The organism is Streptomyces triticirhizae (assembly GCF_003696235.1).
Taxonomy (GTDB): Bacteria; Actinomycetota; Actinomycetes; order Streptomycetales; family Streptomycetaceae; genus Streptomyces; species Streptomyces triticirhizae.
Window position 1 is genome coordinate 1 of record NZ_RFFJ01000005.1, and the last position, 21,788, is coordinate 21,788.

Annotated in this window: 20 protein-coding genes and 1 pseudogene; 6 read left to right on the forward strand and 15 right to left on the reverse strand. The window is 73.6% G+C overall.

Annotation, left to right across the window (positions count from 1 at the left end):
- The 3 genes from EBN88_RS01995 to EBN88_RS02010 all read right to left on the reverse strand — a co-directional run.
- The coding region (locus tag EBN88_RS01995; RefSeq protein ID WP_325052712.1) for a protein kinase at window positions 1-914 on the reverse strand (914 nt) is incomplete at its 3' end.
- 225 nt (window positions 915-1,139) lie between these two features.
- Window positions 1,140-3,413: a serine/threonine-protein kinase gene (locus EBN88_RS02000; protein WP_233580388.1), complete on the reverse strand. Its 2,274-nt coding sequence runs from the start codon at window positions 3,411-3,413 to the stop codon at window positions 1,140-1,142.
- Between the two features lie 197 nt (window positions 3,414-3,610).
- On the reverse strand, window positions 3,611-5,371 hold the full coding sequence (locus EBN88_RS02010) for a glycerol-3-phosphate dehydrogenase/oxidase (RefSeq protein ID WP_122182037.1): 1,761 nt from the start codon (window positions 5,369-5,371) through the stop codon (window positions 3,611-3,613).
- Window positions 5,372-5,599: 228 nt separating this feature from the next.
- Here EBN88_RS02010 and EBN88_RS02015 point away from each other — a divergent pair, with 228 nt between their 5' ends.
- Complete coding sequence (locus tag EBN88_RS02015) at window positions 5,600-6,829, forward strand: nucleotide sugar dehydrogenase (protein ID WP_122182038.1); 1,230 nt, start codon at window positions 5,600-5,602, stop codon at window positions 6,827-6,829.
- 39 nt (window positions 6,830-6,868) lie between these two features.
- Here EBN88_RS02015 and EBN88_RS02020 read toward each other — a convergent pair whose 3' ends face one another.
- The 4 genes from EBN88_RS02020 to EBN88_RS02035 all read right to left on the reverse strand — a co-directional run bounded on the left by EBN88_RS02020 (window position 6,869) and on the right by EBN88_RS02035 (window position 11,092).
- Window positions 6,869-7,984, reverse strand: a complete 1,116-nt coding sequence (locus EBN88_RS02020; protein ID WP_122182039.1) for a GuaB3 family IMP dehydrogenase-related protein — start codon at window positions 7,982-7,984, stop codon at window positions 6,869-6,871.
- A 69-nt stretch (window positions 7,985-8,053) separates the two neighbouring features.
- Window positions 8,054-9,559, reverse strand: a complete 1,506-nt coding sequence (guaB, locus tag EBN88_RS02025; RefSeq protein ID WP_122182040.1) for an IMP dehydrogenase — start codon at window positions 9,557-9,559, stop codon at window positions 8,054-8,056.
- A gap of 98 nt (window positions 9,560-9,657) precedes the next feature.
- Window positions 9,658-10,233: an RNA polymerase sigma factor ShbA gene (gene shbA / locus EBN88_RS02030; protein ID WP_325052713.1), complete on the reverse strand. Its 576-nt coding sequence runs from the start codon at window positions 10,231-10,233 to the stop codon at window positions 9,658-9,660.
- A 247-nt stretch (window positions 10,234-10,480) separates the two neighbouring features.
- Entirely contained in the window at window positions 10,481-11,092 is a 612-nt protein-coding gene (locus EBN88_RS02035) for a response regulator transcription factor (protein ID WP_019431595.1), read from the reverse strand.
- Window positions 11,093-11,471: 379 nt separating this feature from the next.
- Between EBN88_RS02035 and EBN88_RS02040 the strand changes: the two genes are divergently transcribed.
- The 3 genes from EBN88_RS02040 to EBN88_RS02050 are packed head-to-tail and all read left to right on the forward strand — an operon-like array spanning window position 11,472 to window position 13,442.
- Entirely contained in the window at window positions 11,472-11,786 is a 315-nt protein-coding gene (locus EBN88_RS02040) for a WhiB family transcriptional regulator (protein WP_122182108.1), read from the forward strand.
- 51 nt (window positions 11,787-11,837) lie between these two features.
- A complete protein-coding gene (locus EBN88_RS02045; RefSeq protein WP_122182042.1) occupies window positions 11,838-12,689 on the forward strand; it encodes an SDR family NAD(P)-dependent oxidoreductase in 852 nt (283 codons plus the stop codon).
- 57 nt (window positions 12,690-12,746) lie between these two features.
- The gene (locus tag EBN88_RS02050; protein ID WP_233580389.1) at window positions 12,747-13,442 is read left to right on the forward strand and encodes an ester cyclase; all 696 of its coding nucleotides are present in this window, start codon (window positions 12,747-12,749) and stop codon (window positions 13,440-13,442) included.
- A 34-nt stretch (window positions 13,443-13,476) separates the two neighbouring features.
- Here EBN88_RS02050 and groL read toward each other — a convergent pair whose 3' ends face one another.
- From groL to EBN88_RS02065, 3 genes are all read right to left on the reverse strand, one after another.
- Window positions 13,477-15,105, reverse strand: coding sequence for a chaperonin GroEL (groL, locus tag EBN88_RS02055; RefSeq protein ID WP_122182043.1), 1,629 nt, complete (start codon window positions 15,103-15,105; stop codon window positions 13,477-13,479).
- Between the two features lie 130 nt (window positions 15,106-15,235).
- A complete protein-coding gene (gene groES / locus EBN88_RS02060) occupies window positions 15,236-15,544 on the reverse strand; it encodes a co-chaperone GroES (protein WP_097230433.1) in 309 nt (102 codons plus the stop codon).
- 197 nt (window positions 15,545-15,741) lie between these two features.
- Window positions 15,742-16,893, reverse strand: a complete 1,152-nt coding sequence (locus tag EBN88_RS02065; RefSeq protein ID WP_122182044.1) for a polysaccharide deacetylase family protein — start codon at window positions 16,891-16,893, stop codon at window positions 15,742-15,744.
- A 73-nt stretch (window positions 16,894-16,966) separates the two neighbouring features.
- Between EBN88_RS02065 and EBN88_RS02070 the strand changes: the two genes are divergently transcribed.
- Window positions 16,967-18,238 (forward strand): THUMP-like domain-containing protein, encoded by a 1,272-nt coding sequence (locus EBN88_RS02070; protein ID WP_407703364.1) that lies wholly within the window; start codon window positions 16,967-16,969, stop codon window positions 18,236-18,238.
- Here EBN88_RS02070 and EBN88_RS02075 read toward each other — a convergent pair.
- Genes EBN88_RS02075 through tsaB form a run of 4 tightly spaced genes read right to left on the reverse strand, consistent with a single transcriptional unit; the run spans window position 18,219 to window position 20,802 of the window.
- Window positions 18,219-18,470, reverse strand: coding sequence for a hypothetical protein (locus EBN88_RS02075; protein ID WP_122182046.1), 252 nt, complete (start codon window positions 18,468-18,470; stop codon window positions 18,219-18,221). The two genes, EBN88_RS02070 and EBN88_RS02075, sit on opposite strands and share 20 nt — an antisense overlap.
- Window positions 18,470-19,525, reverse strand: a complete 1,056-nt coding sequence (gene tsaD / locus EBN88_RS02080) for a tRNA (adenosine(37)-N6)-threonylcarbamoyltransferase complex transferase subunit TsaD (RefSeq protein WP_122182047.1) — start codon at window positions 19,523-19,525, stop codon at window positions 18,470-18,472. Before tsaD ends, EBN88_RS02075 begins: the two co-directional genes overlap by 1 nt.
- 3 nt (window positions 19,526-19,528) lie before the next feature.
- Window positions 19,529-20,116: a ribosomal protein S18-alanine N-acetyltransferase gene (gene rimI, locus EBN88_RS02085; protein ID WP_122182048.1), complete on the reverse strand. Its 588-nt coding sequence runs from the start codon at window positions 20,114-20,116 to the stop codon at window positions 19,529-19,531.
- Window positions 20,113-20,802, reverse strand: a complete 690-nt coding sequence (gene tsaB, locus EBN88_RS02090) for a tRNA (adenosine(37)-N6)-threonylcarbamoyltransferase complex dimerization subunit type 1 TsaB (RefSeq protein WP_122182049.1) — start codon at window positions 20,800-20,802, stop codon at window positions 20,113-20,115. Before tsaB ends, rimI begins: the two co-directional genes overlap by 4 nt.
- Window positions 20,803-20,976: 174 nt before the next feature.
- Between tsaB and EBN88_RS02095 the strand changes: the two genes are divergently transcribed.
- Window positions 20,977-21,585, forward strand: a complete 609-nt coding sequence (locus tag EBN88_RS02095; protein ID WP_122182050.1) for a hypothetical protein — start codon at window positions 20,977-20,979, stop codon at window positions 21,583-21,585.
- Here EBN88_RS02095 and EBN88_RS02100 read toward each other — a convergent pair.
- A pseudogene (locus EBN88_RS02100) lies at window positions 21,537-21,756 on the reverse strand (helix-turn-helix domain-containing protein); the annotation flags it as partial. The gene EBN88_RS02095 and the pseudogene EBN88_RS02100 overlap by 49 nt on opposite strands.
- Between the last annotated feature and the right edge of the window lie 32 nt (window positions 21,757-21,788).

Here is a 21,788-nt window from a genome sequence, read left to right on the forward strand (position 1 = left end):
GGCGCGGGCGGCCAACCGCCCGCGCCCGTGGGCTCGTCGGGTGCGCCAGCGCCCGCACGGGGAACGTTGTCCGGCCGGCCCACACCCGCCGGGTCGTTCCCCGGCCAGCCACCCGCACCGGCACCGGCGGGACCAGGCGCCGGCACGCCGCCAACACCGGCCGTTCCAGGCCCCGGCGCCCCGCCACCGCCGCCCGGCGGCCATCCCGCCGGCTTCTCCATGGCCACCCGGCCCGAGGAGCCGGGCCCGGGCTCAGGGCCCGAGATGCCCTTCCTCGGGTGCGCGGCGAAGGTGTCGGGGATGTCGGGCGCGGGCAACGGGTCGTAGCCGCAGAGGACTTCCTCCGCCGCGCCGGCCGCCAGGCCGGTCAGCACGGCACGGCCGTCGTCGCAGATCAGCACCGTGCGCGCGGTGACATTGCGGTGGGTCCAGCCGTGCGCGTGCACGATCCGCAGCGCGGCCAGCAGGTCGGCGGCCACCTCGGCCGCGCGGTAGGGCCCGAGGCGTTCCTCCGCCAGCAGCGCGGCCAGCGGCCTCGCGGGGACTAACTCACTGACGATCCACAGCCCGTCGCCCTGCACGAAGACGTCGAAGACCTGGTCGAGCCTCGGGTGGTCGGGCAGCGCCGCCGCCGCCGTGGCGGCCTCGACGGCCCGCCGGACCACGGGGTCGTCGGGCGTCCTGGTGGCGCGGTCGGCGCCCGCGCCGCGCCCCGCGCCCGCCGCGCCGCCGTGCCGGCCGGGGCCGTCCACCAACTCGGCGTCCACGACCTCGGGCAGCGGCACCTGCCGCACCAGGACCTCCTGGCCGCTGGCGGTGTCGAAGGCCCGGGACTCCACGAACTCGAACTCGTCCGACGGGGTTTGGGGCAGCCGGTAGCGATCGGCCAGCAGCCGCCCCGCGTACTTGTCCACCTTGCGCCTCCCCACCGCGTGCCCACCCGCCGGACGGCTTCCCACGATACGGCGCGGGGCACCCGCTCGGCTACGGTCCGTCAACTGACGATTCTTCTCAGTCCCATTCAGCCCTACGCCAACCCCAGTCAGATCCGGTCACTCTCGTCCAGATGCGCTCAAGCAGGAGCGATCGGCCGGGAGCGAACCGGCTGCCGGGCGCCGGCGGGCGAACGGGAACGCGCCTCACTCCAGCGGTGCGAAGGTCTGGAAGGCCGTCTCGCGCAGCGTGCGGCACGAGCCCTCCTCCCACGCGTCCACCGGACAGGTGATCATGATCGCGTAGCCCCGGTCATCGTCGACCTTGAAGCCACGGTTGAGCACCCGGACTCTTTCCCCGTCCTCGACCCTTTCGAACTGCCAGTCGGCGACCGTCGGATAGTCGCGCCACTCGATGCTCTCGATGCCGATCCGCTCGTAGTCCCGGCTGTTGCTCCGCACGGCCGGCTCCAGGTCGCGCCAGGCGGCCTCGGCGTCGGCGCCGGGCCGGTCGTTGAAGTCGACCTGAACCTTGACCGGGCTGCCGGGCTCGGCCGCGTAGATGGCGCCCGAGTTCTGCCCGGCTATGCCCACCCGCTCCCAGCCCTGCGGCAGCGAGATGCTGAAGTGGAAGTCCGCGTCGACGACTTGGGCGTAGCCGGTCGGGCTGTCCGGCTCGGCGTCCGGGTCGTTCTCCGGGGAGGTGCCGGGCGGGCCATCGTCCCCGCCGCCGGCGTCCTCGCCGCCACCGGACTCGGCGGAGTCACCCGTCTCCCCCGTCTCTCCTGACTCGCCCGAGGCCTCGCCGCCGCCGTTCTCCGTCTCGCCGGCGCCGCCGTCGGACTCGCCCTCGGGGTCGGGGTCGTTCCCCTCCTGACCCGCCTGCCCCTCGGTCTCGCCCTGCTCCTGACCGCCGCTGCCGCCCTCGTCGGAGGCGTCGTCGCCGCCGGAGAGCCAGATCACCACGGCCGTGCCGAGCACGACCAGCGCCACCGCGACCGCGCCGATCGCCAGCATCAGCCGGCGCCGTTCGGCCGCGTCCGCCGCGCCGCCGGACCGCACGGGAGGGGGCGGCGTGCCGGGAGCGTCCGAGGCAGCGCCGGTGGCCTCGGGGGCGACGTCGGCGGAGACGGCCGCCGTCGCACGCGCCGGCGTGCGCGGGTCGCTCGCGCCCGGCTTCGGCGAGACCGCCGGCGCGGAGGAACGGGCGGAGGAGCGCGCGGCGGCGGCACCGGCCGAAGTCCCGGCGGTGGAACCGCCCTTGGCCGCCCCGCCGGCCGCCCCTCCCGCAGCGCCCGCCCCGCCGCGAACGGCCGACGTGGAGCCCGGCTTGGGCGTGGGGCGCCGCCCGACCATCAACGTCTGGTGGTCCGTGATCGAACCCGAACCCTCCCCGCCGCCCAACACCTCGTTGAGCAGCTCCCGCACCCGGGGCTCCGCCGGCCGCTCCTCCGGCTTCTTCCGCAGCGACTCCATGATCAGCTCGGTCAGGTCGCCCGCCTGGGTCGGCGGCGGCACCGGGTCGTGCATCACGGCGGCCAGGGTGGCGATGGCGCTGCCCTCGTCGTAGGGCGGGCGGCCCTCGACGCAGCAGTAGAGGAGCGCGCCCAGCGACCAGATGTCCGCCGGCGGCCCGGGCGAGGCGCCCCTGGCCCGCTCGGGCGAGATGTAGGAGGGCGCGCCCACCAGCATCCCGGTGGAGGTGATGGACGGGTCGCCCTCGACCTTGGCGATGCCGAAGTCCGTCAGCACCACCCGGCCCTCGTCGTCGGCGACGATCACGTTGGACGGCTTGACGTCCCGGTGGAGGATGCCGGCGCCGTGCGCGTCGCGCAGCACGTCGAGGATGGCCAGGCCGATCTCGGCGGCCCGGCGCGGGGACATCGGGCCGTCCTGCCGGATGATGTCGGCCAGCGAGCGCCCCTCGATCAGCTCCATCACGATCCACGGCCGCGAGCCCTCGTCGACCACGTCGTAGATGGTGACGACGCCTCGGCTGCGGATGGTGGCGATGGCCTTGGCCTCCCGCAGAGTGCGGGTGATCATGCGCTTGCGCTCGGCCTCGTCGACCCCGGCCGACAGCCGCAGCTCCTTGACCGCGACGGAACGGCCGAGCACCTCGTCGGTGGCCCGCCACACCGTGCCCATGCCGCCGCGCCCGACGACGGAGCCCAGCCGGTAACGCCCGTTCAGCAGCCGGGTCGCGTCGCTCCGGCGGCCCGGGGCGACCTTGGTGGTCGGCCGGTCCACCCCGTCGGCACCGTCCGCGCCGCCGTCCTCCGCCGCGCCCTCGGCAACGCCCGCGCCCTCGGCAACGCCCCTGCCCCCGGCCGACGCTGACGCGGCGCCGGGCCCGGCGCCCCCGTCCGCGCCCCCGCCCTCGCCGTCGGCCTCGGCCGCGACCTCGCCGCCGACCTCGCCCTCGTCCTCGTGCGACTGCCGGCGCAGCCTCGACTCGTTTGCCCCGTTGTCCTGGCCCATGCGTGCGTCCCCTCCGGCTTCCCCGGCCATTGTCACCCATCCGTATGACATCCGGGGCGCCGGGCGACCCGCCCGCCCGAGTCGATCAGTAACGAAATCAACAAGGAGACCGGCGACCCAACCGGCAACACGGCCGGGCGGACCGGCAGTTGGGAGACCTCACACGGGGGCCGGGGACCGGGACCAGGGCCGGGGCTTCAGAGCGGAACGGTGTCCGGCGCCCCCAGCCGCGCCGCGTCCGCCGTCTGGTCGTCGGGCTGGAGCTGCGACTCGCGCTCCGCCTCCACCCGCTTCAGATAGTGCTCCACCTCACGCGCCACCTGCGCGTCCGACCAGCCCAGCACACCACCCATCAACTCGGCGCACTCCTGGGCACTTCGGGTGCCCCGGTCGAAGGTCTCGATGGAGATCCGGGTGCGCCGGGTCAGCACGTCCTCCAGGTGCCGGGCGCCCTCGTGCGAACAGGCGTACACGATCTCGGCCTTGAGGTAGTCGTCGGCGGCCGGCAGCGGCTGGCCGAGGCGCGGGTCGGCGACGATCAGGTCGAGCAGTTCCTGCGTCAGGGAGCCGTAGCGGCGCAGCAGATGCTCCACTCTGGCCTCGTGCAGCCCGGACCTGGCGGCGATCCGGCCCCGCGCGTTCCACAGCGCAGCGAACCCCTCGGCGCCCGCCAGCCGGATCTCCTCCGTGCAGCAGGACGCGACCCGCCGGTCCAGCCCGTGCACCGCCGCGTCCACCGCGTCCTTGGCCATCACCCGGTAGGTGGTGTACTTCCCGCCGGCGACCACCACCAGGCCCGGCACCGGGTGGGCCACGGTGTGCTCACGCGAGAGCTTGCTGGTGGCGTCCGACTCGCCGGCGAGCAACGGCCGCAGCCCGGCGTAGACGCCCTCCACGTCGTCCCGGGTGAGCGGAACGGCCAGCACGGAGTTGACGTGTTCCAGCAGGTAGTCGATGTCGGCGCTGGACGCGGCGGGGTGCGCCTTGTCCAGGTCCCAGGCGGTGTCGGTGGTGCCGACGATCCAGTGCCGGCCCCAGGGGATCACGAAGAGCACGCTGGTCTCGGTCCGCAGGATGAGCCCGGTCGAGGAGTGGATGCGGTCCTTGGGCACCACCAGGTGGATGCCCTTGGATGCCTTGACATGGAACTGGCCGCGCTCGGCGATCATCGCCTGGGTGTCGTCGGTCCACACCCCGGTGGCGTTGACGACCTGCTTCGCGCGGATCTCGTAGGTGCGGAACTCCCCCGAACCGGCGCCGTCCCCGCCGCCGTTCCCGTCCCCGCGCCCGTTGCCGCTCTCCAGGTCCAGCACCCGCACGCCCACCACGCGCTCCCCCTCGCGGAGGAACTCGGTCACCCGCGCCCGGTTGGCGACCCGGGCGCCGTAGCTGGCGGCGGTGCGGACCAGGGCGGCGACGAACCGGGCGTCGTCCACCTGCGCGTCGTAGTACTGCAACGCGCCGACCAGCGCGTCCTTCCGCAGGCAGGGCGCGACCCGCAGCGCGTGGGAACGGGTCAGGTGACGGTGGGTCGGCAGGCCACGCCCGTGGCCCGAGGAGAGCGACATCGCGTCGTAGAGCGCCACGCCCGAGCCGGCGTAGAAGCGTTCCCAGCCCCGGTGGCGCAGCGGGTAGAGGAACGGCACCGGCCGCACCAGGTGCGGGGCGATCCGGCTGAGCAGCAGGCCGCGTTCCCGCAGCGCCTCCCTGACCAGGCCGAAGTCCAGCATCTCCAGATAGCGCAGCCCGCCGTGGATCAGCTTGCTCGACCGGCTCGACGTGCCGGCCGCCCAGTCCCTGGCCTCCACCAGTCCGGTGGACAGGCCCCGGGTGGTGGCGTCCAACGCGGTGCCGGCGCCGACCACGCCGCCGCCGACCACGAGGACGTCCAACTCCCGTTCCGCCATCCGGGCCAGTGCCTCGGCCCGCTGTTCCGGTCCTAGCGTCGCTGTCCTCACCGCTGCCTCCCTGGCATCTCGCGTGCGTGCCGCCCCTGGCGTTGCCCGCTCCGTCGATCCGTGGCCATCTTCAGACTCCCCCAGCTCCACCGAGTTCGCCGCCCGGGCGCGTCCCCTCGGCCTGTTGAACCGGACCAATCCACCGTATCTGTCATATATGCCCGTAACCTGACCGGAGCGCATATGCCCTCCCCGGGGAGCGGCAGAAGGGAAGGGAGCCGCCCGCGTATGCCCGCTGATCTCGCCGTCCTCGGTCTTGGGCCACTGGGACTGCCCGCCGCCCAGGCGGCCACCGCCGCCGGCATCTGCACGGTCGCCTTCGTACCGGATGCCCGGATCGCCGCCGGCTTGAACGCGGGGCGCCCGCCCGGCGACGCCTCGCTCTCCGCGCCGGCGCTGCGCCGGATGCTGGCCGGCGGCTTCCGCGCGGCCAGCGACCCGGTCGTGCTCGGCCGGGTCCGCACCGCGCTGATCTGCGCGCCCACCCCGCCCGACGACCGGGGCGCCCCCGACCTCAACGCGGTGCGCGAGGCCGCCGCCACCCTCGCGCCCCGGCTGCGGCCCCGCACCCTGGTGGTGCTGGAGTCCACCGTGCCGCCCGGCACCACCGAGGGCGTGTTGCGCCCCGTGCTGGAGCGCGGCTCGGGGCTGCGCGCCGGGCGCGACTTCCAACTGGCGCACGCCCCCGGCCGTTTGGACCCCGCCGCGCCCGGCGGCCACGCCGCCCCGCCGCGCGTGATCGGCGGCCTGACGCCCGACTGCGTCGAGGCGGCCGCCGCGTTCTACGGCCGGCTCACCGACAAGGTGGTGCGCGCCCGTGGCCTGCGCGAGGCGGAGACGGTGAAGGTCCTGGAGACCAACGTCCAGCACGTCGGCATGGCTCTGATCAACGAGATGGCCATGTTCTGCCACGAGTTGGGCATCGACCTGTGGGACGTGGTCCGCTGCGCCGAGACCCGCTCCCCCGCCCCCGGCATCTGCCGCCCCGGCCCGGGGCCGGCGGGACCTGACGCCCCGGTCAACCCGGGCAACCGGCTGCGCCTGGTCGGCCTGGCCCGGGAGGTCAACGAGCGGATGCCCGGCTATGTCACCCAGCGGGCCACCGCGCTGCTCAACGAGCACGGCAAGTCGGCCAGGGGCGCCCATGTGCTGCTGCTCGGCGTCGCGCACCGCCCCGAGCTGCCCGCCCTGGAACGCGGCCCGGCCCGCGAGATCGCCTCCCGGCTGCTGACGCTGGGCGCCCAGCTCAGCTTCCACGACCCGTGCGTCAGCGAGTGGCGGGTGGCGGGCCGGCGGGTGCCGCGCGCAGACTCACCGTACGAGTCGGCCGCCGTCGCCGACCTGACGCTGCTGCTGACCCACCACGGCACCTACGACCTCCAGGGCCTGGCCGCCAAGGCGCAGCTGCTCTTCGACACCAGGGGCGCCACACCGGCGGGGGCCGCCCACCGCCTGTGAACGCCCCAGACGGTGAACGGCCCCCGGAAGTCCGCCGGTTCAGCGGGAGCGGGCCACCGTGACCTCGACCCGCTGGAACTCCTTCAGCTCCGAGTACCCCGTGGTGGCCATCGCCCGCCGCAGCGCGCCGAAGAAGTTCATCGAGCCGTCGGGGATGTGCGAGGGGCCGGTGAGCACCTCCTTGGTGGTGCCGACCGTGCCCAGGTGCACCTTCTTGCCGCGCGGCACGTCCTCGTGGACCGCCTCCATGCCCCAGTGGTGGCCACGCCCCGGCGCGTCCGTGGCGCGGGCCAGCGGGGAGCCCATCATCACGGCGTCGGCGCCGCAGGCGATCGCCTTCGGCAGGTCGCCGGACCAGCCGACGCCGCCGTCCGCGATCACATGGACGTAGCGCCCGCCCGACTCGTCCAGGTAGTCCCGCCGGGCGGCGGCGACGTCGGCCACCGCCGTGGCCATCGGCACCTGGATGCCCAGCACGTTCCGCGTGGTGTGCGCGGCGCCGCCGCCGAAGCCCACCAGCACCCCGGCCGCGCCGGTGCGCATCAGGTGCAGCGCGGCGGTGTAGGTCGCGCAGCCGCCCACGATCACCGGAACGTCCAGCTCGTAGATGAACTGCTTGAGGTTCAACGGCTCGGCCGCGCCCGAGACATGCTCGGCGGAGACCGTGGTGCCCCGGATCACGAAGATGTCCACGCCGGCGTCCAGCACGGCCTTGGAGAACTGCGCCGTCCGCTGCGGCGACAGCGCCGCGGCCGTGACCACGCCGGCATCCCTGACCTCGCGGATGCGCTGGAAGATCAGCTCCTCCTGGATGGGCGCCGCGTAGATCTCCTGGAGCCGCCGGTTGGCCCGGTCCTCCTCAAGCCCGGCGATCTCCGCCAGCAGCGGCTCAGGGTCCGGGTAGCGGGTCCACAGACCCTCCAGGTTGAGCACCCCGAGACCGCCCAGCTCCCCGATGCGGATCGCCGTCCGCGGCGAGACGACCGAGTCCATCGGCGCGGCCAGGAACGGCAGCTCGAAGCGGTAGGCGTCGATCTGCCAGGCGATCGAGACCTCCTTCGGGTCGCGGGTGCGGCGCGAGGGCACCACGGCGATGTCGTCGAAGGCGTAGGCGCGCCGGCCGCGCTTGCCGCGCCCGATCTCGATCTCAGTCACAGGTAGAGCCCTTCCATGCGATGTGCGCCCCCAGTATCACCGATGCCGCCCCGACGGCCCCGACCCCGCTCACCGCCGCGAGTAGTTGGGGGCCTCCGTGGTCATCTGGATGTCGTGCGGGTGGCTCTCCTTGAGCCCCGCCGAGGTGATCCGCACGAACTGCCCGCGCTCCTTGATCTCCGGAACGGTGCGCCCGCCGAGGTAGTACATCGACTGGTGCAGCCCGCCCACCAGCTGGTGGACGACGGAGGCCAGCGGGCCACGGTAGGGCACCTGGCCCTCGATGCCCTCGGGGATCAGCTTGTCGTCGTCGCCCACGCCCTGCTGGAAGTACCGGTCCTTGGAGTAGGAACGCCGCTCGCCCCGTGACTGCATGGCGCCCAGCGAGCCCATGCCCCGGTACGACTTGAACTGCTTGCCGTTGATGAACTGCAACTCGCCCGGGGACTCCTCGCAGCCCGCCAGCAGGCTGCCCAGCATCACCGTGTCCGCGCCGGCCACCAGCGCCTTGGCGATGTCGCCGCTGTACTGGAGGCCGCCGTCGCCGATCACCGGCACGCCCGCCTCGCGGGCCGCCAGCGACGCCTCGTAGATCGCGGTGACCTGCGGCACCCCGATGCCGGCGACCACCCGGGTGGTACAGATCGAGCCTGGCCCGACGCCGACCTTGATGCCGTCCACGCCCGCGTCGATCAGCGCTTGGGCGCCGTCCCTGGTGGCGACGTTGCCCGCGACGACGTCCACGTCGCCGTGGTTGGCCTTGATCTTGGCGGCCATCTCCGGCACCAGCCGCGAGTGGCCGTGCGCGGTGTCCACCACCACGAAGTCGACGCCGGCCTCGATCAGCGCCTCGGCCCGCTCGTAGGCGTCACCCGTGACGCCCACGGCGGCGCCCACGATCAGCCGGCCCTCGGCGTCCTTGGCGGCGTTGGGGTACTGCTCGGCCTTGACGAAGTCCTTGACGGTGATCAGGCCCTTGAGCCGGCCGGAGTCGTCGACCAGCGGCAGCTTCTCGATCTTGTGCCGGCGCAGCAGCTCGACGGCCTCCCGCGCGGAGATCCCGACCTGCCCGGTGACCAGCGGCATCGGCGTCATCACGGCCCGCACCTCGCGGGAGCGGTCCGTCTCGAAGGCCATGTCGCGGTTGGTCACGATGCCCAGCAGCTTCCCGGAGGCGTCGGTGACCGGGACGCCGCTGATCCGGTACCGGCCGCACAGCTCGTCGGCCTCGCTGAGGGTGGCGTCCGGCCTGATGGTGATGGGGTCGGTGACCATCCCGGACTCGGAGCGCTTGACCCGGTCGACCTGGGCGGCCTGCTCCTCGATCGAGAGGTTGCGGTGCAGCACCCCGGCGCCGCCCTGGCGGGCCATGGCGATCGCCATCCGCGCCTCGGTGACCTTGTCCATCGCGGCGGAGAGCAGCGGGATGTTCACCCGGACGTTGCGGGACAGCTGCGAGGAGGTGTCGATGTCACCGGGCGCCAGATCCGCCGGGCCGGGCAGCAACAGCACATCGTCGAAGGTCAGCCCGAGCGCCGCGAACTTCTGCGGCACCTCGCCCACGTGATCAGTCATGACACCACTTTCCGAACGAACCGAAATGAACCGGACAACTCCCCTCCAGCTCACCCGGCCGGGGTGTCCAGCTTACGACCCCGCGCCACCCGCTCGGCCTATCGGCCGGCGAGCGCCCTGAGCCTGCTGAGGGCGCGGTGCTGGGCAACGCGCACGGCGCCCGGAGACATTCCCAGCCGGTGCCCGGTCTCCTCGGCGGTCAGCCCGACGGCGACCCGCAGCAGCACCAGCTCCCGCAGGTGCGCGGGCAGGTTGGCCAGCAGCTTCCTGGCCCACTCGGCGTCGCTGGACAGCAGCGCGCGCTCCTCGGGGCCCAGCGAGTCGTCGGGCCGCTCGGGCATCTCGTCCGAGGGCACCGCCATGCTGCCGGGGTGCCGCAGCGCGGCGCGCTGGAGGTCGGCGACCTTGTGCTGGGCGATGGCGACGACGAACGCGTCGAACGGGCGCCCGGTGTCGCGGTAGCGCGGCAGCGCGCAGAGCACCGCCAGACAGACCTCCTGCGCCAGGTCGTCCACGAAGTGCCGCGCCTCGCCCGGGAGTCGGGACAGCCGGACCCGGCAGTAGCGCAGGGCCAGCGGATGCACGTGGGCCAACAGGTCGTGGGTGGCCTGGGCGTCCCCCGTGGCCGCACGATGCGCCAGGGCGGCGATCGCCGAGGTGTCGTCATCGCGCATCGGTCCATGGTGCACCCCCGCCGGCCGCTCCGTGGCGGCGGAGGCGGAGTTGTGCACCGAAGCGTTATGCGCGGGAGCGCTGAAGGTCACGTTCCTGGCCCTCCCCTTCACACCCGGCTGGCTCGTCCCCAAGGAGCTTCATGCTTCCAGGATGCGACACCGGAGGACCGTTCGTGTCCCGCTCCCCGCCGGACGGGGTGGAGCGCCGGCGGCGAACACCCCGTCCCGAGCCGTGCACCGGGTGCGGTCAGCGGACCAGACCCCAACGAAAACCCAAGGCCACGGCGTGTGCGCGGTCCGAGGCGCCCAACTTCTTGAACAGCCGACGGGCATGGGTCTTGACCGTGTCCTCGGAGAGAAACAACTCACGGCCGATCTCCGCGTTGGACCGGCCGTGGCTCATGCCCTCCAGGACCTGGATCTCGCGCGCGGTCAGCGTGGGCGCCGCGCCCATGTCGGAGGACCGCAGCCGGCGGGGGGCCAGCCGCCAGGTCGGGTCGGCCAGGGCCTGGGTGACCGTGGCGCGCAACTCGGCGCGGGAGGCGTCCTTGTGGAGGTAGCCACGGGCGCCGGCGGCGACGGCCAGCGCCACGCCGTCGAGGTCCTCGGCCACCGTCAACATGATGATGCGGGCGCCGGGGTCGGCCGAGAGCAGCCGCCGGACCGTCTCGACGCCGCCGAGTCCCGGCATCCTGACGTCCATCAGGATGAGGTCCGAGCGGTCGGCGCCCCAGCGGCGGAGGACCTCCTCGCCGTTGGCCGCCGTCGTGACCCGCTCGACGCCGGGCACGGTCGCGACCGCGCGGCGGAGCGCCTCCCGGGCGAGCGGGGAGTCGTCGCAGACAAGGACAGAAGTCATGGCCGCCCTCCGCAGCTGATGCGCGTCACCTTGAGCCTCCAGGGAGTGTGAGTCGTCGTGCCGGCGGTTGACAGCCGAGCCAACCGCCTCCGCCCTCTCAACGATGGTCACCCGAAAGAGTTACGGCCTCCCACCTCACAGCATCTGCACTGTACGTGACCAGCTCATCACACCGAAGCCCCACTCCGACCAACACGCCACCGTCCCGGCTTATGACTGTTTGCCCTATTTAGTCCTTCTTTTCCGCTTTGACGTGTCTCAGGCTATATTCGGCGGGTAGTCATATTTACATCTACTTCCACGGTTCTTCTTGCTCGTGTTGCACGTGCTGGTCGTGAGTGCGGTCGCGGCGACGACCCCGATGACGATGGGACATGTCATGGCAGATTTCTCCCGCCTTCCCGGCCCCAACGCCGATCTGTGGGACTGGCAGTTGATGGCCGCCTGTCGGGGCGTGGACAGCTCGCTGTTCTTCCACCCCGAGGGGGAGCGCGGGGCCGCGCGCAGCGCCCGGGAGGAGGCGGCGAAGGAGGTGTGTATGCGGTGCCCGGTGCGGACCGAGTGCGCCGCGCACGCGCTCTCCGTGCGCGAGCCCTACGGGGTGTGGGGCGGGTTGACGGAGGACGAGCGCGAGGAGCTGCTCGGGCGGGCCAGGCGCGGGCTCGCCGAGAGCGGCGCCCAGCGCCAGCGCTGACCGGCGCGCGCACGGTTCCGGCGCGCTCCCCCGAGCGACTACGGTCGCCCCATGACGACAGCGTTGGTGACCGGGGCGACCGCCGGAATCGGTGCGGCCTTCGCCCGCAGACTGGCCGGCGACGGCCTCGACCTGGTGTTGGTGGCCAGGAACGGCGAGCGACTGGCCGCCCTGGCGGCCGAGTTGACCGAACGGCACGGCGTCGCGGCGACCGCGCTGCCCGCCGACCTGGCCACCGACGAGGGCCTGGAGGCGGTGGCCGAGCGGCTGGCCGACGCCGAGCGCCCGGTCGACCTGCTGGTCAACAACGCCGGCTTCGGCCTGAGCGGCGGCTTCACCCGCGCGCCGCTCGCCGACGAGCTGCGGATGCTGCGCGTGCACTGCGAGGCGGTGCTGCGGCTGACCTCGGCGGCGGTGCCGGGAATGCGGGAGCGCGGGCGCGGCGGGGTGGTGAACGTGGCCTCGGTGGCGGCGTTCGTCCCGCGCGGCACCTATGGCGCGTCCAAGGCGTGGGTGGTGCGGTTCACCGAGGGCGCGGCGCTGGAGCTGGCGGGCAGCGGGGTGCGGCTGATGGCGCTGTGCCCGGGCTTCGTGCGCACGGAGTTCCACCAGCGGGCCCAGATGGACGTGACGGCGCTGCCCGGCTGGATGTGGCTGGACGCGGACCGGGTGGTGGCCACGGCGCTGCGCGACCTTGCGCGGCGGCGGGTGGTGAGCGTTCCGGGCTTCCGGTACAGGGCGCTGCTGGGCGCGGCCAGGCTGCTGCCGGTGGGCGCGCTGGGCCGCGTGTCGGCGCGCGCGGGGCGGGAGTTCGGGCCGCGCCGTGGGGGCGATGGGCCGGGCCGGATCGCCCGGCGGGAGACGGCACGACCGACCGGTGACCCCGAAAAATCGGGCAAATAACACAACTCGCCTAGAGTGGTTCGCCAGGGGATCAGTCGCGCGAGCCATGGACGGGCCATGATTTTTGTACAGGTAGTCGAACTCACCACCCACCGTGTCAACGAGGTCAACGAGCTGCTGGACACCTGGATCGAGGCGACCCGGGGGAAGCGGACGTTGACCCGCGTGGTGCTCGCCAGGGACGAGGGCGACGTCTCGCACCTGATGATGCTGGCGACGTTCCCCTCCCGCGAGGCGGCCAGGGAGAACTCCCAACTCCCCGAGACCGAACGGATCTTCCGGCATCTGGTGGCGCTCTGCGACGACGTGCCCCGGTTCACCGACCTGGAGGTGCTGCGCGACGAGGAACTCAACAAGCGGGTGGTGCGGCGCTATCTGACCGAGGTGATCAACGAGGGCACCCTGAGCGTGGCCGACGAGCTGTGCGTGCCGCACTTCCACGAGCACGACCCGGCCAGCCCCAACGAGCCGCTCGACCTGGCCGACGCCAAGACCTCCGTGGCCCGCTGGCTTGGCACGCTGCGGCCGACGTTCGTGATCGAGGACCAGGTGGCCGAGGGGAACCTGGTCTCCACCCGGTTCACCGTGACCGGCACCCACAGCGGGGACCTCATGGGCCTGGGCGCCACCGGCCGGCCGGTGCGGGTGACCGGGCAGGTCACCCACCGCTTCGAGCACGGACTGCTCGCCGAGTCCTGGTGGAACTGGGACCAGCTGGGCCTGCTCTCCCAACTCGGCCTGGTGGCACTGTAGGAGAGGCCCGGGGCCCGGCCGTCGTGCGGGGACGTCAGTGCGCGTGCCCGTGGCCGTGGCCGTGACCGCCGGCCTCCGGCTCCTCCTCCTTCTTCTCCACCACCAGGGTCTCGGTGGTGAGCAGCAGCGCGGCGATGGAGGCCGCGTTCTGGAGGGCGGAGCGGGTGACCTTCACCGGGTCGATGACGCCGTCCTTGACCAGGTCGCCATAGGTGCCGGTGGCCGCGTTGTAGCCCTGACCCTTGTCGAGGTCGGCGACCTTGGAGGTGATGACATAGCCCTCCAGGCCGGCGTTCTCCGCGATCCAGCGCAGCGGCTCGACGGCGGCGCGGCGGACGATCGCCACGCCGGTGGCCTCGTCGCCGGTCCTGTCCAGGTCGTTCTCCAGGACCTTGGCGGAGTGCACCAGGGAGGCGCCGCCGCCGGGGACGATGCCCTCCTCGACCGCGGCGCGGGTCGCGGAGATGGCGTCCTCCAGGCGGTGCTTCTTCTCCTTCAGCTCCACCTCGGTGGCCGCGCCGACGCGGATCACGCAGACACCGCCGGCGAGCTTGGCGAGGCGCTCCTGGAGCTTCTCACGGTCCCAGTCGGAGTCGGTGGCCTCGATCTCGGCCTTGATCTGGGCGACCCGGTCCTGGATCGCGGCGGCGTCACCGGCGCCGTCCACGATGGTGGTGTCGTCCTTGGTGACGGTGACCCGGCGGGCGGTGCCCAGCACCTCCAGGCCGACCTGGTCGAGCTTGAGGCCGACCTCCTCGGAGATCACGGTGCCGCCGGTGAGGGTGGCCATGTCGCCGAGCATCGCCTTGCGGCGGTCGCCGAAGCCGGGGGCCTTGACCGCGACCGAGTTGAAGGTGCCGCGGATCTTGTTGACCACCAGCGTGGACAGGGCCTCGCCCTCGACGTCCTCGGCGATGATCAGCAGCGGCCGGGAGCCGCCGGACTGCATGATCTTCTCCAGCAGGGGCAGCAGGTCCTGGATGGAGCTGATCTTGCCCTGGTGGATCAGGATGTAGGGGTCGTCGAGAACGGCCTCCATGCGCTCCTGGTCGGTGACCATGTAGTGCGAGAGGTAGCCCTTGTCGAAGGCCATGCCCTCGGTGAAGTCCAGGTCGAGGCCGAAGGTCTGCGACTCCTCGACGGTGATCACGCCGTCCTTGCCGACCTTGTCCATGGCCTCGGCGATCAGCTCGCCGACCCGCTTGTCCTGGGCGGACAGCGCGGCCACGGCGGCGATGTCCTCCTTGGAGTCGATCGGTCGGGCGCTGGCCCGCAGGTCGTCGGCGACGGCGGCGACGGCCGCGTCGATGCCGCGCTTCAGCCCGGAGGGGGAGGCGCCGGCGGCCACGTTCCGCAGGCCCTCGCGCACCAGCGCCTGGGCGAGCACGGTCGCGGTGGTGGTGCCGTCACCAGCGATGTCGTTGGTCTTGGTCGCCACCTCCTTCACCAGCTGGGCGCCGAGGTTCTCGTAGGGGTCCTCGGCCTCGACCTCGCGGGCGATGGTGACGCCGTCGTTGGTGATGGTGGGGGCGCCGAACTTCTTGTCGATCACGACGTTGCGGCCCTTGGGGCCGATGGTCACCTTGACCGCGTCCGCCAGCTGGTTGACGCCGCGCTCAAGGGCCCGACGGGCGTCCTCGTCGAATTTCAGGATCTTCGCCATGGGTCTTGGGTGTCCCTTAGTTTCCTCTTGGAGTCAGGCCGCAATCAGGCCGCTGGAATCAGACCGCGCCCCGGCCCCGGCAACTGGTACAGCGCGGGTTCCGAGGCGCGGCGCGACAAGCGTCGGTGCGTTACTTCTCGACGATCGCGAGAACGTCGCGGGCCGAGAGGACGAGGTACTCCTCGTTGTTGTACTTGACCTCGGTGCCGCCGTACTTGCTGTACAGCACGATGTCGCCGACCTTGACGTCGAGCGGCAGACGGTTGCCGTCCTCGAAGCGGCCCGGGCCCACGGCCAGGACGGTGCCCTCCTGGGGCTTCTCCTTGGCGGTGTCCGGAATGACCAGGCCCGAGGCCGTGGTCTGCTCGGCGTCGAGCGGCTGGACCACGATGCGGTCCTCAAGCGGCTTGATGGCAACCTTGGAGCTGGCGGTCGTCACGATCCGACCTCCCCCTTCGGAGATCTCACGGGGTTATCTATGGCTGGATGGCGACCTGGTGGACCCGTCGTCGCGGGTGCCGAGTCCGCCTGTCGCACGGTCTGGCACTCTTTGAGTGAGAGTGCCAGCCACGAGACTAGGCCGCGGTTAGCACTCAGTCAACTAGAGTGCCAACGCGCCGGCCCCGGCGGGCGTTCTCACAGGTAGTCCTCCAACCGCGCGACGGCGAAGCCCTGCTCGGTCGCGGCGTCCAGCAGCCGGCGGACCATGTCCGTCATCGCCGCGTCCCACTCGGCCTCGCCCCGGAAGTGGGTGAGCACGATGTCCCCGGGGTGGAACCTCCGGTCGGCCCGCCCGTACTCGATCCGGTCGGGGAACGCCTCGGCCGCCCACAGCGGCACCACCTCGATCCCGCACGCGGCGGCGGCCCGCAGGGTGGCCTCGTCGTAGGCCCCGTAGGGCGGCCGGAAGAGCTTGGGGCGATGCCCCAACTCCTTTTCCAGGATGTCCTGTTGACCGCAGATCTCGGCGCGCTGCTCGGCCTCGCCGAGCTTGTCCATCTGGCGGTGGGTGATCGAGTGGTTGTGCATCCCGTAGCCGGCGCGCCGGGCCTCGCGGAAGTAGCCGTAGTCCTCGCGCGCGACCTCGTCGGAGAGGAAGCCGCTCATCGGAACGTCCAGGCCGCGCAGCATCTCCAGCAGCGCGGGGTCCTTGTCGGCGCCGTCGTCCACGGTCAGGAAGATGACCTTCTCGTCCGTCGGCACCTGGACGATCACCGGCGGCAGCCCCTCGCCCTTCAGATGCCCGGGCTCGGTGGTCAGCTCGGGCTTCTTCTCGGGGGGCGTTGGCGCGCGCAGCGGCGCCTTGCGCAGTTTCCACTGCTTGACGGCCGCGCCCCGGCGCACTTCGGCGCGGTGGAGCCGGTCGGCGTACGCCTGGAGCGAGTGCGCGATGTCGGGCGCCTGCACGCGCTGCGGCACGCCGAGGAACGGGGCGCCCCGGGCGGTGGGTGCCGCGATCTCGGCGGTGAGGGTGCGCCAACGGGGCTCGTCCGGCGGCGGGTCGGGGCGCAGCGGGGGCGGGATGCCGACGCCGGAGCAGACCACGGCCAGCACGGTGGCGCCGCCGAGCGCGCCGTAGCGGCGCAGCCTGGCGCGGAGCGGCCGACTCCCGTGGCCCGACCCGCCGTTGCTCGACCCGCCGTGGCCCGTCCGGCCGCTGTCGCGCAGGGCGGTGAGGCGGGCGAGGAGGGCGGCGGTCGCGCGGGGGCGGGCATGGCGGGGTGCGCGGGCCCGAACCCTGAGCCGATCCTTCCAGTCGTTTTGTACTACTTGTCGGATTAGCTTCATGGTTCGGGATGGTGCCACCGGGAACCGCGACTCCCCCGCAGCCGCCCCCGGCCGCCCGGGCAGAATGACTCGGGTGGCCCCACCCCCCGAACACCCCCCCGAGCGACCCCCCGCGCCGGACCCCGAAGCCCCGGACGCGACCGCCGCGTTCGCCGCCCTGCTCACCGAGCCGGGCCAGCGGCTGCTGGAGCGGGTGCGGGAGGTCACGCCGGCCGAGGAGCTGGCCGTGGCGACCCGGCTGCGCCGGGAGCACCCGCCCGCGCTGGTCGCCGCCGCGCTCGGGCAGGCCCGGCTGCGGCAGCGGGCCGAGGCCAAGTTCGGCGCGGACGCGGCCGCGATGTACTTCACCCCCGAGGGGCTGGAACAGGCCACCCGGACCTCCGTCGCCGACCGGCGCGCGAGCCGGCTGGCCCGCGCCGGCGTGCGCCGGGTCGCCGACCTGTGCTGCGGGATCGGCGGCGACGCCATCGCGCTGGCCCGCGCCGGCCTGCGCGTGCTCGCGGTGGACCGTTCGCCGCTGACCTGCGCGGTCGCCGAGGCCAACGCGGCGGCGCTGGGCCTGGCCGACCGGATCGAGGTGCGGTGCGCGCCCGTCGAGACGGTCGCGGACGCCGAACTCGGCGGGCGGGTCGGCGCCTTGGACGCGGTGTTCGTGGACCCGGCGCGGCGCGGCGGCCGGGGCCGGATCTTCGACCCGGAGTCCTACTCGCCGCCGCTGTCCTGGGCGTTGGCCACCGCCACCCGGCTGCCGAACGCCGCGCTGAAGATCGCCCCCGGCGTGCCGCACGAGGCGATCCCGCCCGAGGCCGAGGCCGAGTGGGTCTCCCACCGGGGCGAGGTCAAGGAGGCGGTGCTGTGGTTCGGCGACGTCGCCACGCCGGGGCTGCGCCGGGCCACGCTGCTGCCCGGCGGCCACTCGCTGGCCGGCGCCCCCGAGCCGGCCCCGGCCGGCGCGCCAGGACGCTACCTGTACGAGCCGGACGGCGCGGTGATCAGGGCCGGCCTGGTGGGCGCGGTGGCCGAGGCGATCGGAGGCCGGCTGCTGGACCCGAGCATCGCCTACCTGACCGGCGACGCGCCCGCGCCGACCCCCTACGCGACGGCGTACGAGATCACCGATGTGCTGCCGTTCCACCTCAAGCGGCTGCGGGCGCTGCTGCGCGAGCGGGACGTCGGCACGCTGACCGTCAAGAAGCGGGGCTCGGCGATCACCCCCGAGGAGCTGCTGCGCCGGGTCAGGCCCAGCGGGCGGAACGCGGCCACCGTCTTCCTGACCCGGGTCGCAGGCGCCCCCAGCATGATCCTGGGCCGGCCGCTGGCGAACGTCAGGACTCCACCGGTGTGAAGCGCCAGCGGTGTGGCGGGCGGGCCAGCAACTCCCCCGGCGGGTCCGGGAGTTCGGGCGGAACGGGCACCGCGTCCGGCCACCAGGTGATCACCAGCACCCGGTCCTGGGGCGCGACGAACGTCTCCCTGCGCTCCGGCGCCGGGTCCAGGCGCCGCGCGCGGGCCCAGGCCAGCAGGTCCTCGCCCCGCCCCGGGGCGGCCTTCGCCTCCCACATCAGCGCCAGCGCCATCAGCCCGGCTCCCCCGCCGGAACCAGCGGCTCGGTCACCGGCAGCGAGGAGTCGGCCGGCAGGTCCCACGCGGACGGCGGCCGGTTCCTGGCCACCATCTCGGCGCCCAGCGCCGCCACCATCGCGCCGTTGTCCGTGCACAGCCCGGGCCGGGGCACCCGCAGGGTGATGCCGGCGGCCGCGCAGCGCTCCTCGGCCATCGCGCGCAGCCGGGAGTTGGCGGCCACCCCGCCGCCGATCATCAGGTGGTCCACGCCCTGTTCGCGGCAGGCGCGGACGGCCTTGCGGGTGAGCACGTCGGTGACCGCCTCCTGGAACGAGGCCGCCACGTCGGCCACCGGCACGTCCAGGCCGGCCCGCCGCTGGGTCTCGACCCAGCGCGCCACCGCCGTCTTCAGCCCGGAGAAGGAGAAGTCGAACGGCGCGTCCCTGGGCCCGGTCAGCCCGCGCGGGAAGGCGATCGCGTTCGGGTCGCCGGCCCGCGCCTCCCGGTCGATCGCGGGCCCGCCGGGGAAGCCGAGCCCCAGCACCCGGGCGACCTTGTCGAACGCCTCGCCCGCCGCGTCGTCGATGGTGGCGCCCAACGGGCGGACGTCCGTGGTGATGTCGGGCGCCAGCAGCAGCGAGGAGTGGCCGCCGGAGACCAGCAGCGCCATGGTCGGCTCGGGCAGCCGCCCGTGCTCCAGCTGGTCGACGCAGATGTGCGAGGCGAGGTGGTTCACCCCGTAGAGCGGCTTGTCCAACGCGTAGGCGTACGCCTTGGCCGCCGAGACGCCCACCAGCAGCGCGCCGGCCAGGCCCGGGCCGGCCGTGACGGCGATGCCGTCCAGGTCGCCGGCCGCCACGCCCGCCTGGGCCAGGGCCCGTTCGATGGTGGGAACCATCGCCTCCAGGTGCGCGCGGCTGGCGATCTCCGGGACGACGCCGCCGTAGCGGGCGTGGTCGTCGACGCTGGAGGCGACCGCGTCGGCCAGCAGCGTGGTGCCGCGCACCACGCCCACGCCCGTCTCGTCGCAGGAGGTCTCGATGCCCAGGACCAGCGGTTCGTCGGCCATTCCTCAGGATTCGCTTTCTTCCATGTCCGGCTCGTTCGTGTCGGGGCCCGGGCTCGCCGGGTCGGGCCGCCCGGCGGCCAGTTCCCTGCGCATCACCAGCGCGTCGCGGTTCCCCGGCTGGTAGTAGCCGCGCCTGATGCCGACCTGCTCGAAGCCGAAGCGGCGGTAGAGCCGCTTCGCCGGCTCGTTGTCCACCCGGACCTCCAGCATGACCGCCGTGCTGCCGAACGCCGCCGCGCCCGCCAGCATCCGGGTCAGCAGCCGGCCGCCGAGCCCGGTGCCCTGGTGGGCGCCGGTGACGCCGATGGTCATCACCTCGGCGACGTCCCCGGCCACGCCGAGCCCGGCATAGCCGGCCAGCCCGACCTCGCCGGGGGCCTCGGCCACCACGTAGTCGCGGGTCGGCTCCGGCCCGCCGGCGCCGGCCAGTTCGGACCAGAGCATCCCCGCCGACCAGGCGTCCTGCGCGAACAGCTCGGCCTCCAGGGCCAGCACCGGCTCGATGTCCCACCAGCGCATCGCGCGCAACGTCACGCCGCTGGCCGTCGCGTTCGCGCCGTTCGCCCCGCTGGTCCGGTCGCTCTGGCTCATCGCCTGGCGCTCGCCTCCGCCGGCGGGGGCGTGACCGCCTTGTAGCCCGCCGGCTCGCGCGCGTCCGGACGGCGCAGATAGAGCGGCCGGGGCGCGTCCAACGGCGCGCCCACGGCCAGCGCGCTGGCGGCGATCGCCGCCAGCGCGCTGGCGGAGGCGTGCGCCGGCAGATCGGCGCGCGCGCCGGGGAACGCCTCCGGGTAGAGCGCGGTGCCCGCGCCCACCGCCGGCCGGTCGGCGACCCGTTCGGCGATCTCGCCCGGGCGGTCCACCGCCGGGCCGCCGACGCGGGTGTCGGCGTCGGCGTACTCGGCCCAGTACACCTCCTTGCGGCGGGCGTCCGTCGCCACCACGAAGGGCTCGCGCAGCCCGCTGGCGTGCGCGATGCCGTCGAGGGTGCAGACCCCGTACACCGGAACGCCCCGGGCGGCGCCCAGCGCGGCGGCCGTCACCAGGCCGACGCGCAGCCCCGTGTAGGGACCGGGCCCGGTGCCGGCGACCAGCGCCCCGACGTCGGCGATCCGCCGCCCGGCCTCGGTCAGCACCGCGTCGACGGACGGCATCAGCAACTCCCCGTGCCGGCGGGCGTCCACCCGCTCCCGCGCGGCGAGCACCCGGCCCGCCTCGGCGTCGAAGAGGGCAACGGTGACGGCGGGGGTCGCGGTGTCCAGGGCGAGCAGCAGCACGCAGCAAGCGTACGGCGCCGCCGAAGTCCCCCCGACGCCTGGTAGCTTCGATGGGCGGAGCCCGCCCGGGCCTCCGCGTCCGAAATCTTGACAGGTCCCAGGCAGAGCACGTCGGGAACGCGGCTCTCGTCGCGAACGAACGCGGCTCTCGTCCCGAAAGGCGGCAACGACACCGTGGCGCGCCACAGCTCAGGTTCCGGTTCCGGCGTCTTCGTCGCCGCGTTGACCGCGCTCGCCCTCGCCGTCATCGGGTTCTTCGCCTACCAGGCGTCGGCGGCCGACAACTGGCCCCCGCCGCCCTCCCGCGCGACCCCCTCGCCCGAGGAGGGCGAGGGTGCCAACGGCGACGGCGACGGCGGAGCCGAGGAGGGCGGGGCCGCCGAGGAGCCGCCGGTACCGGCCGAGTCGGGCGAGGGCCGCCGGGTGGTCTACGCGCTGGAGCAGCGGCGGGTGTGGCTGGTGGACGTCGAGGCGGACGGCGGCGAGACGCTGCTGTCCACCTACGAGGTCTTCCCCAGCGCGCTCAGCCCCGAGCCGGGCACCTACGCGGTCAGCTCGCGCTCCGAGCGCGGCACCGGCTCGGACGGGGTGCCGATGGAACACGCGGTGGTCTTCCATGTCGCGCCCGACGGAACGGTGTTCGGCTTCTCCGCCGCGCTGGACGGCTCGACGCCCAACCCCGAGGCGACGCGGGGCACGGGCGGCATCCGCCAGTCCCGCGAGGACGGCGCGGCGATGTGGGACTTCGCCCGGGACGGCGTGCTGGTGGTCGTCGTCCCCTGACGGGACCCGGCCGCGCCCAGTCGCCGGTAACGGTCGGCCCAGCGGGCGGCGGTGGTGTGACTGACCTGAAAGCGTTCCGCGGCCCGTCGCAGCGGCCAGCCGTCCTCGACGACCACACCGGGCCAGACGCAGCCTGCCGGTCGGGGTCAGCGGGGCGTTACGGTGGGACACGAGAACCTCCTGGCGGTCGGCGGTAGATGTCG

Excerpts from the sequence above, each read along its gene's own strand:
- EBN88_RS02000 (WP_233580388.1), bottom strand. The coding sequence starts at position 3,413 with ATGGGCCAGGACAACGGGGCAAACGAGTCGAGGCTGCGCCGGCAGTCG.
- EBN88_RS02015 (WP_122182038.1), top strand. The coding sequence starts at position 5,600 with ATGCCCGCTGATCTCGCCGTCCTCGGTCTTGGGCCACTGGGACTGCCC.
- guaB (WP_122182040.1), bottom strand. The coding sequence starts at position 9,559 with ATGACTGATCACGTGGGCGAGGTGCCGCAGAAGTTCGCGGCGCTCGGG.
- shbA (WP_325052713.1), bottom strand. The coding sequence starts at position 10,233 with ATGCGCGATGACGACACCTCGGCGATCGCCGCCCTGGCGCATCGTGCG.
- EBN88_RS02035 (WP_019431595.1), bottom strand. The coding sequence starts at position 11,092 with ATGACTTCTGTCCTTGTCTGCGACGACTCCCCGCTCGCCCGGGAGGCG.
- EBN88_RS02040 (WP_122182108.1), top strand. The coding sequence starts at position 11,472 with ATGGCAGATTTCTCCCGCCTTCCCGGCCCCAACGCCGATCTGTGGGAC.
- EBN88_RS02045 (WP_122182042.1), top strand. The coding sequence starts at position 11,838 with ATGACGACAGCGTTGGTGACCGGGGCGACCGCCGGAATCGGTGCGGCC.
- EBN88_RS02050 (WP_233580389.1), top strand. The coding sequence starts at position 12,747 with ATGATTTTTGTACAGGTAGTCGAACTCACCACCCACCGTGTCAACGAG.
- groL (WP_122182043.1), bottom strand. The coding sequence starts at position 15,105 with ATGGCGAAGATCCTGAAATTCGACGAGGACGCCCGTCGGGCCCTTGAG.
- EBN88_RS02065 (WP_122182044.1), bottom strand. The coding sequence starts at position 16,893 with ATGAAGCTAATCCGACAAGTAGTACAAAACGACTGGAAGGATCGGCTC.
- EBN88_RS02075 (WP_122182046.1), bottom strand. The coding sequence starts at position 18,470 with ATGGCGCTGGCGCTGATGTGGGAGGCGAAGGCCGCCCCGGGGCGGGGC.
- tsaD (WP_122182047.1), bottom strand. The coding sequence starts at position 19,525 with ATGGCCGACGAACCGCTGGTCCTGGGCATCGAGACCTCCTGCGACGAG.
- rimI (WP_122182048.1), bottom strand. The coding sequence starts at position 20,116 with ATGAGCCAGAGCGACCGGACCAGCGGGGCGAACGGCGCGAACGCGACG.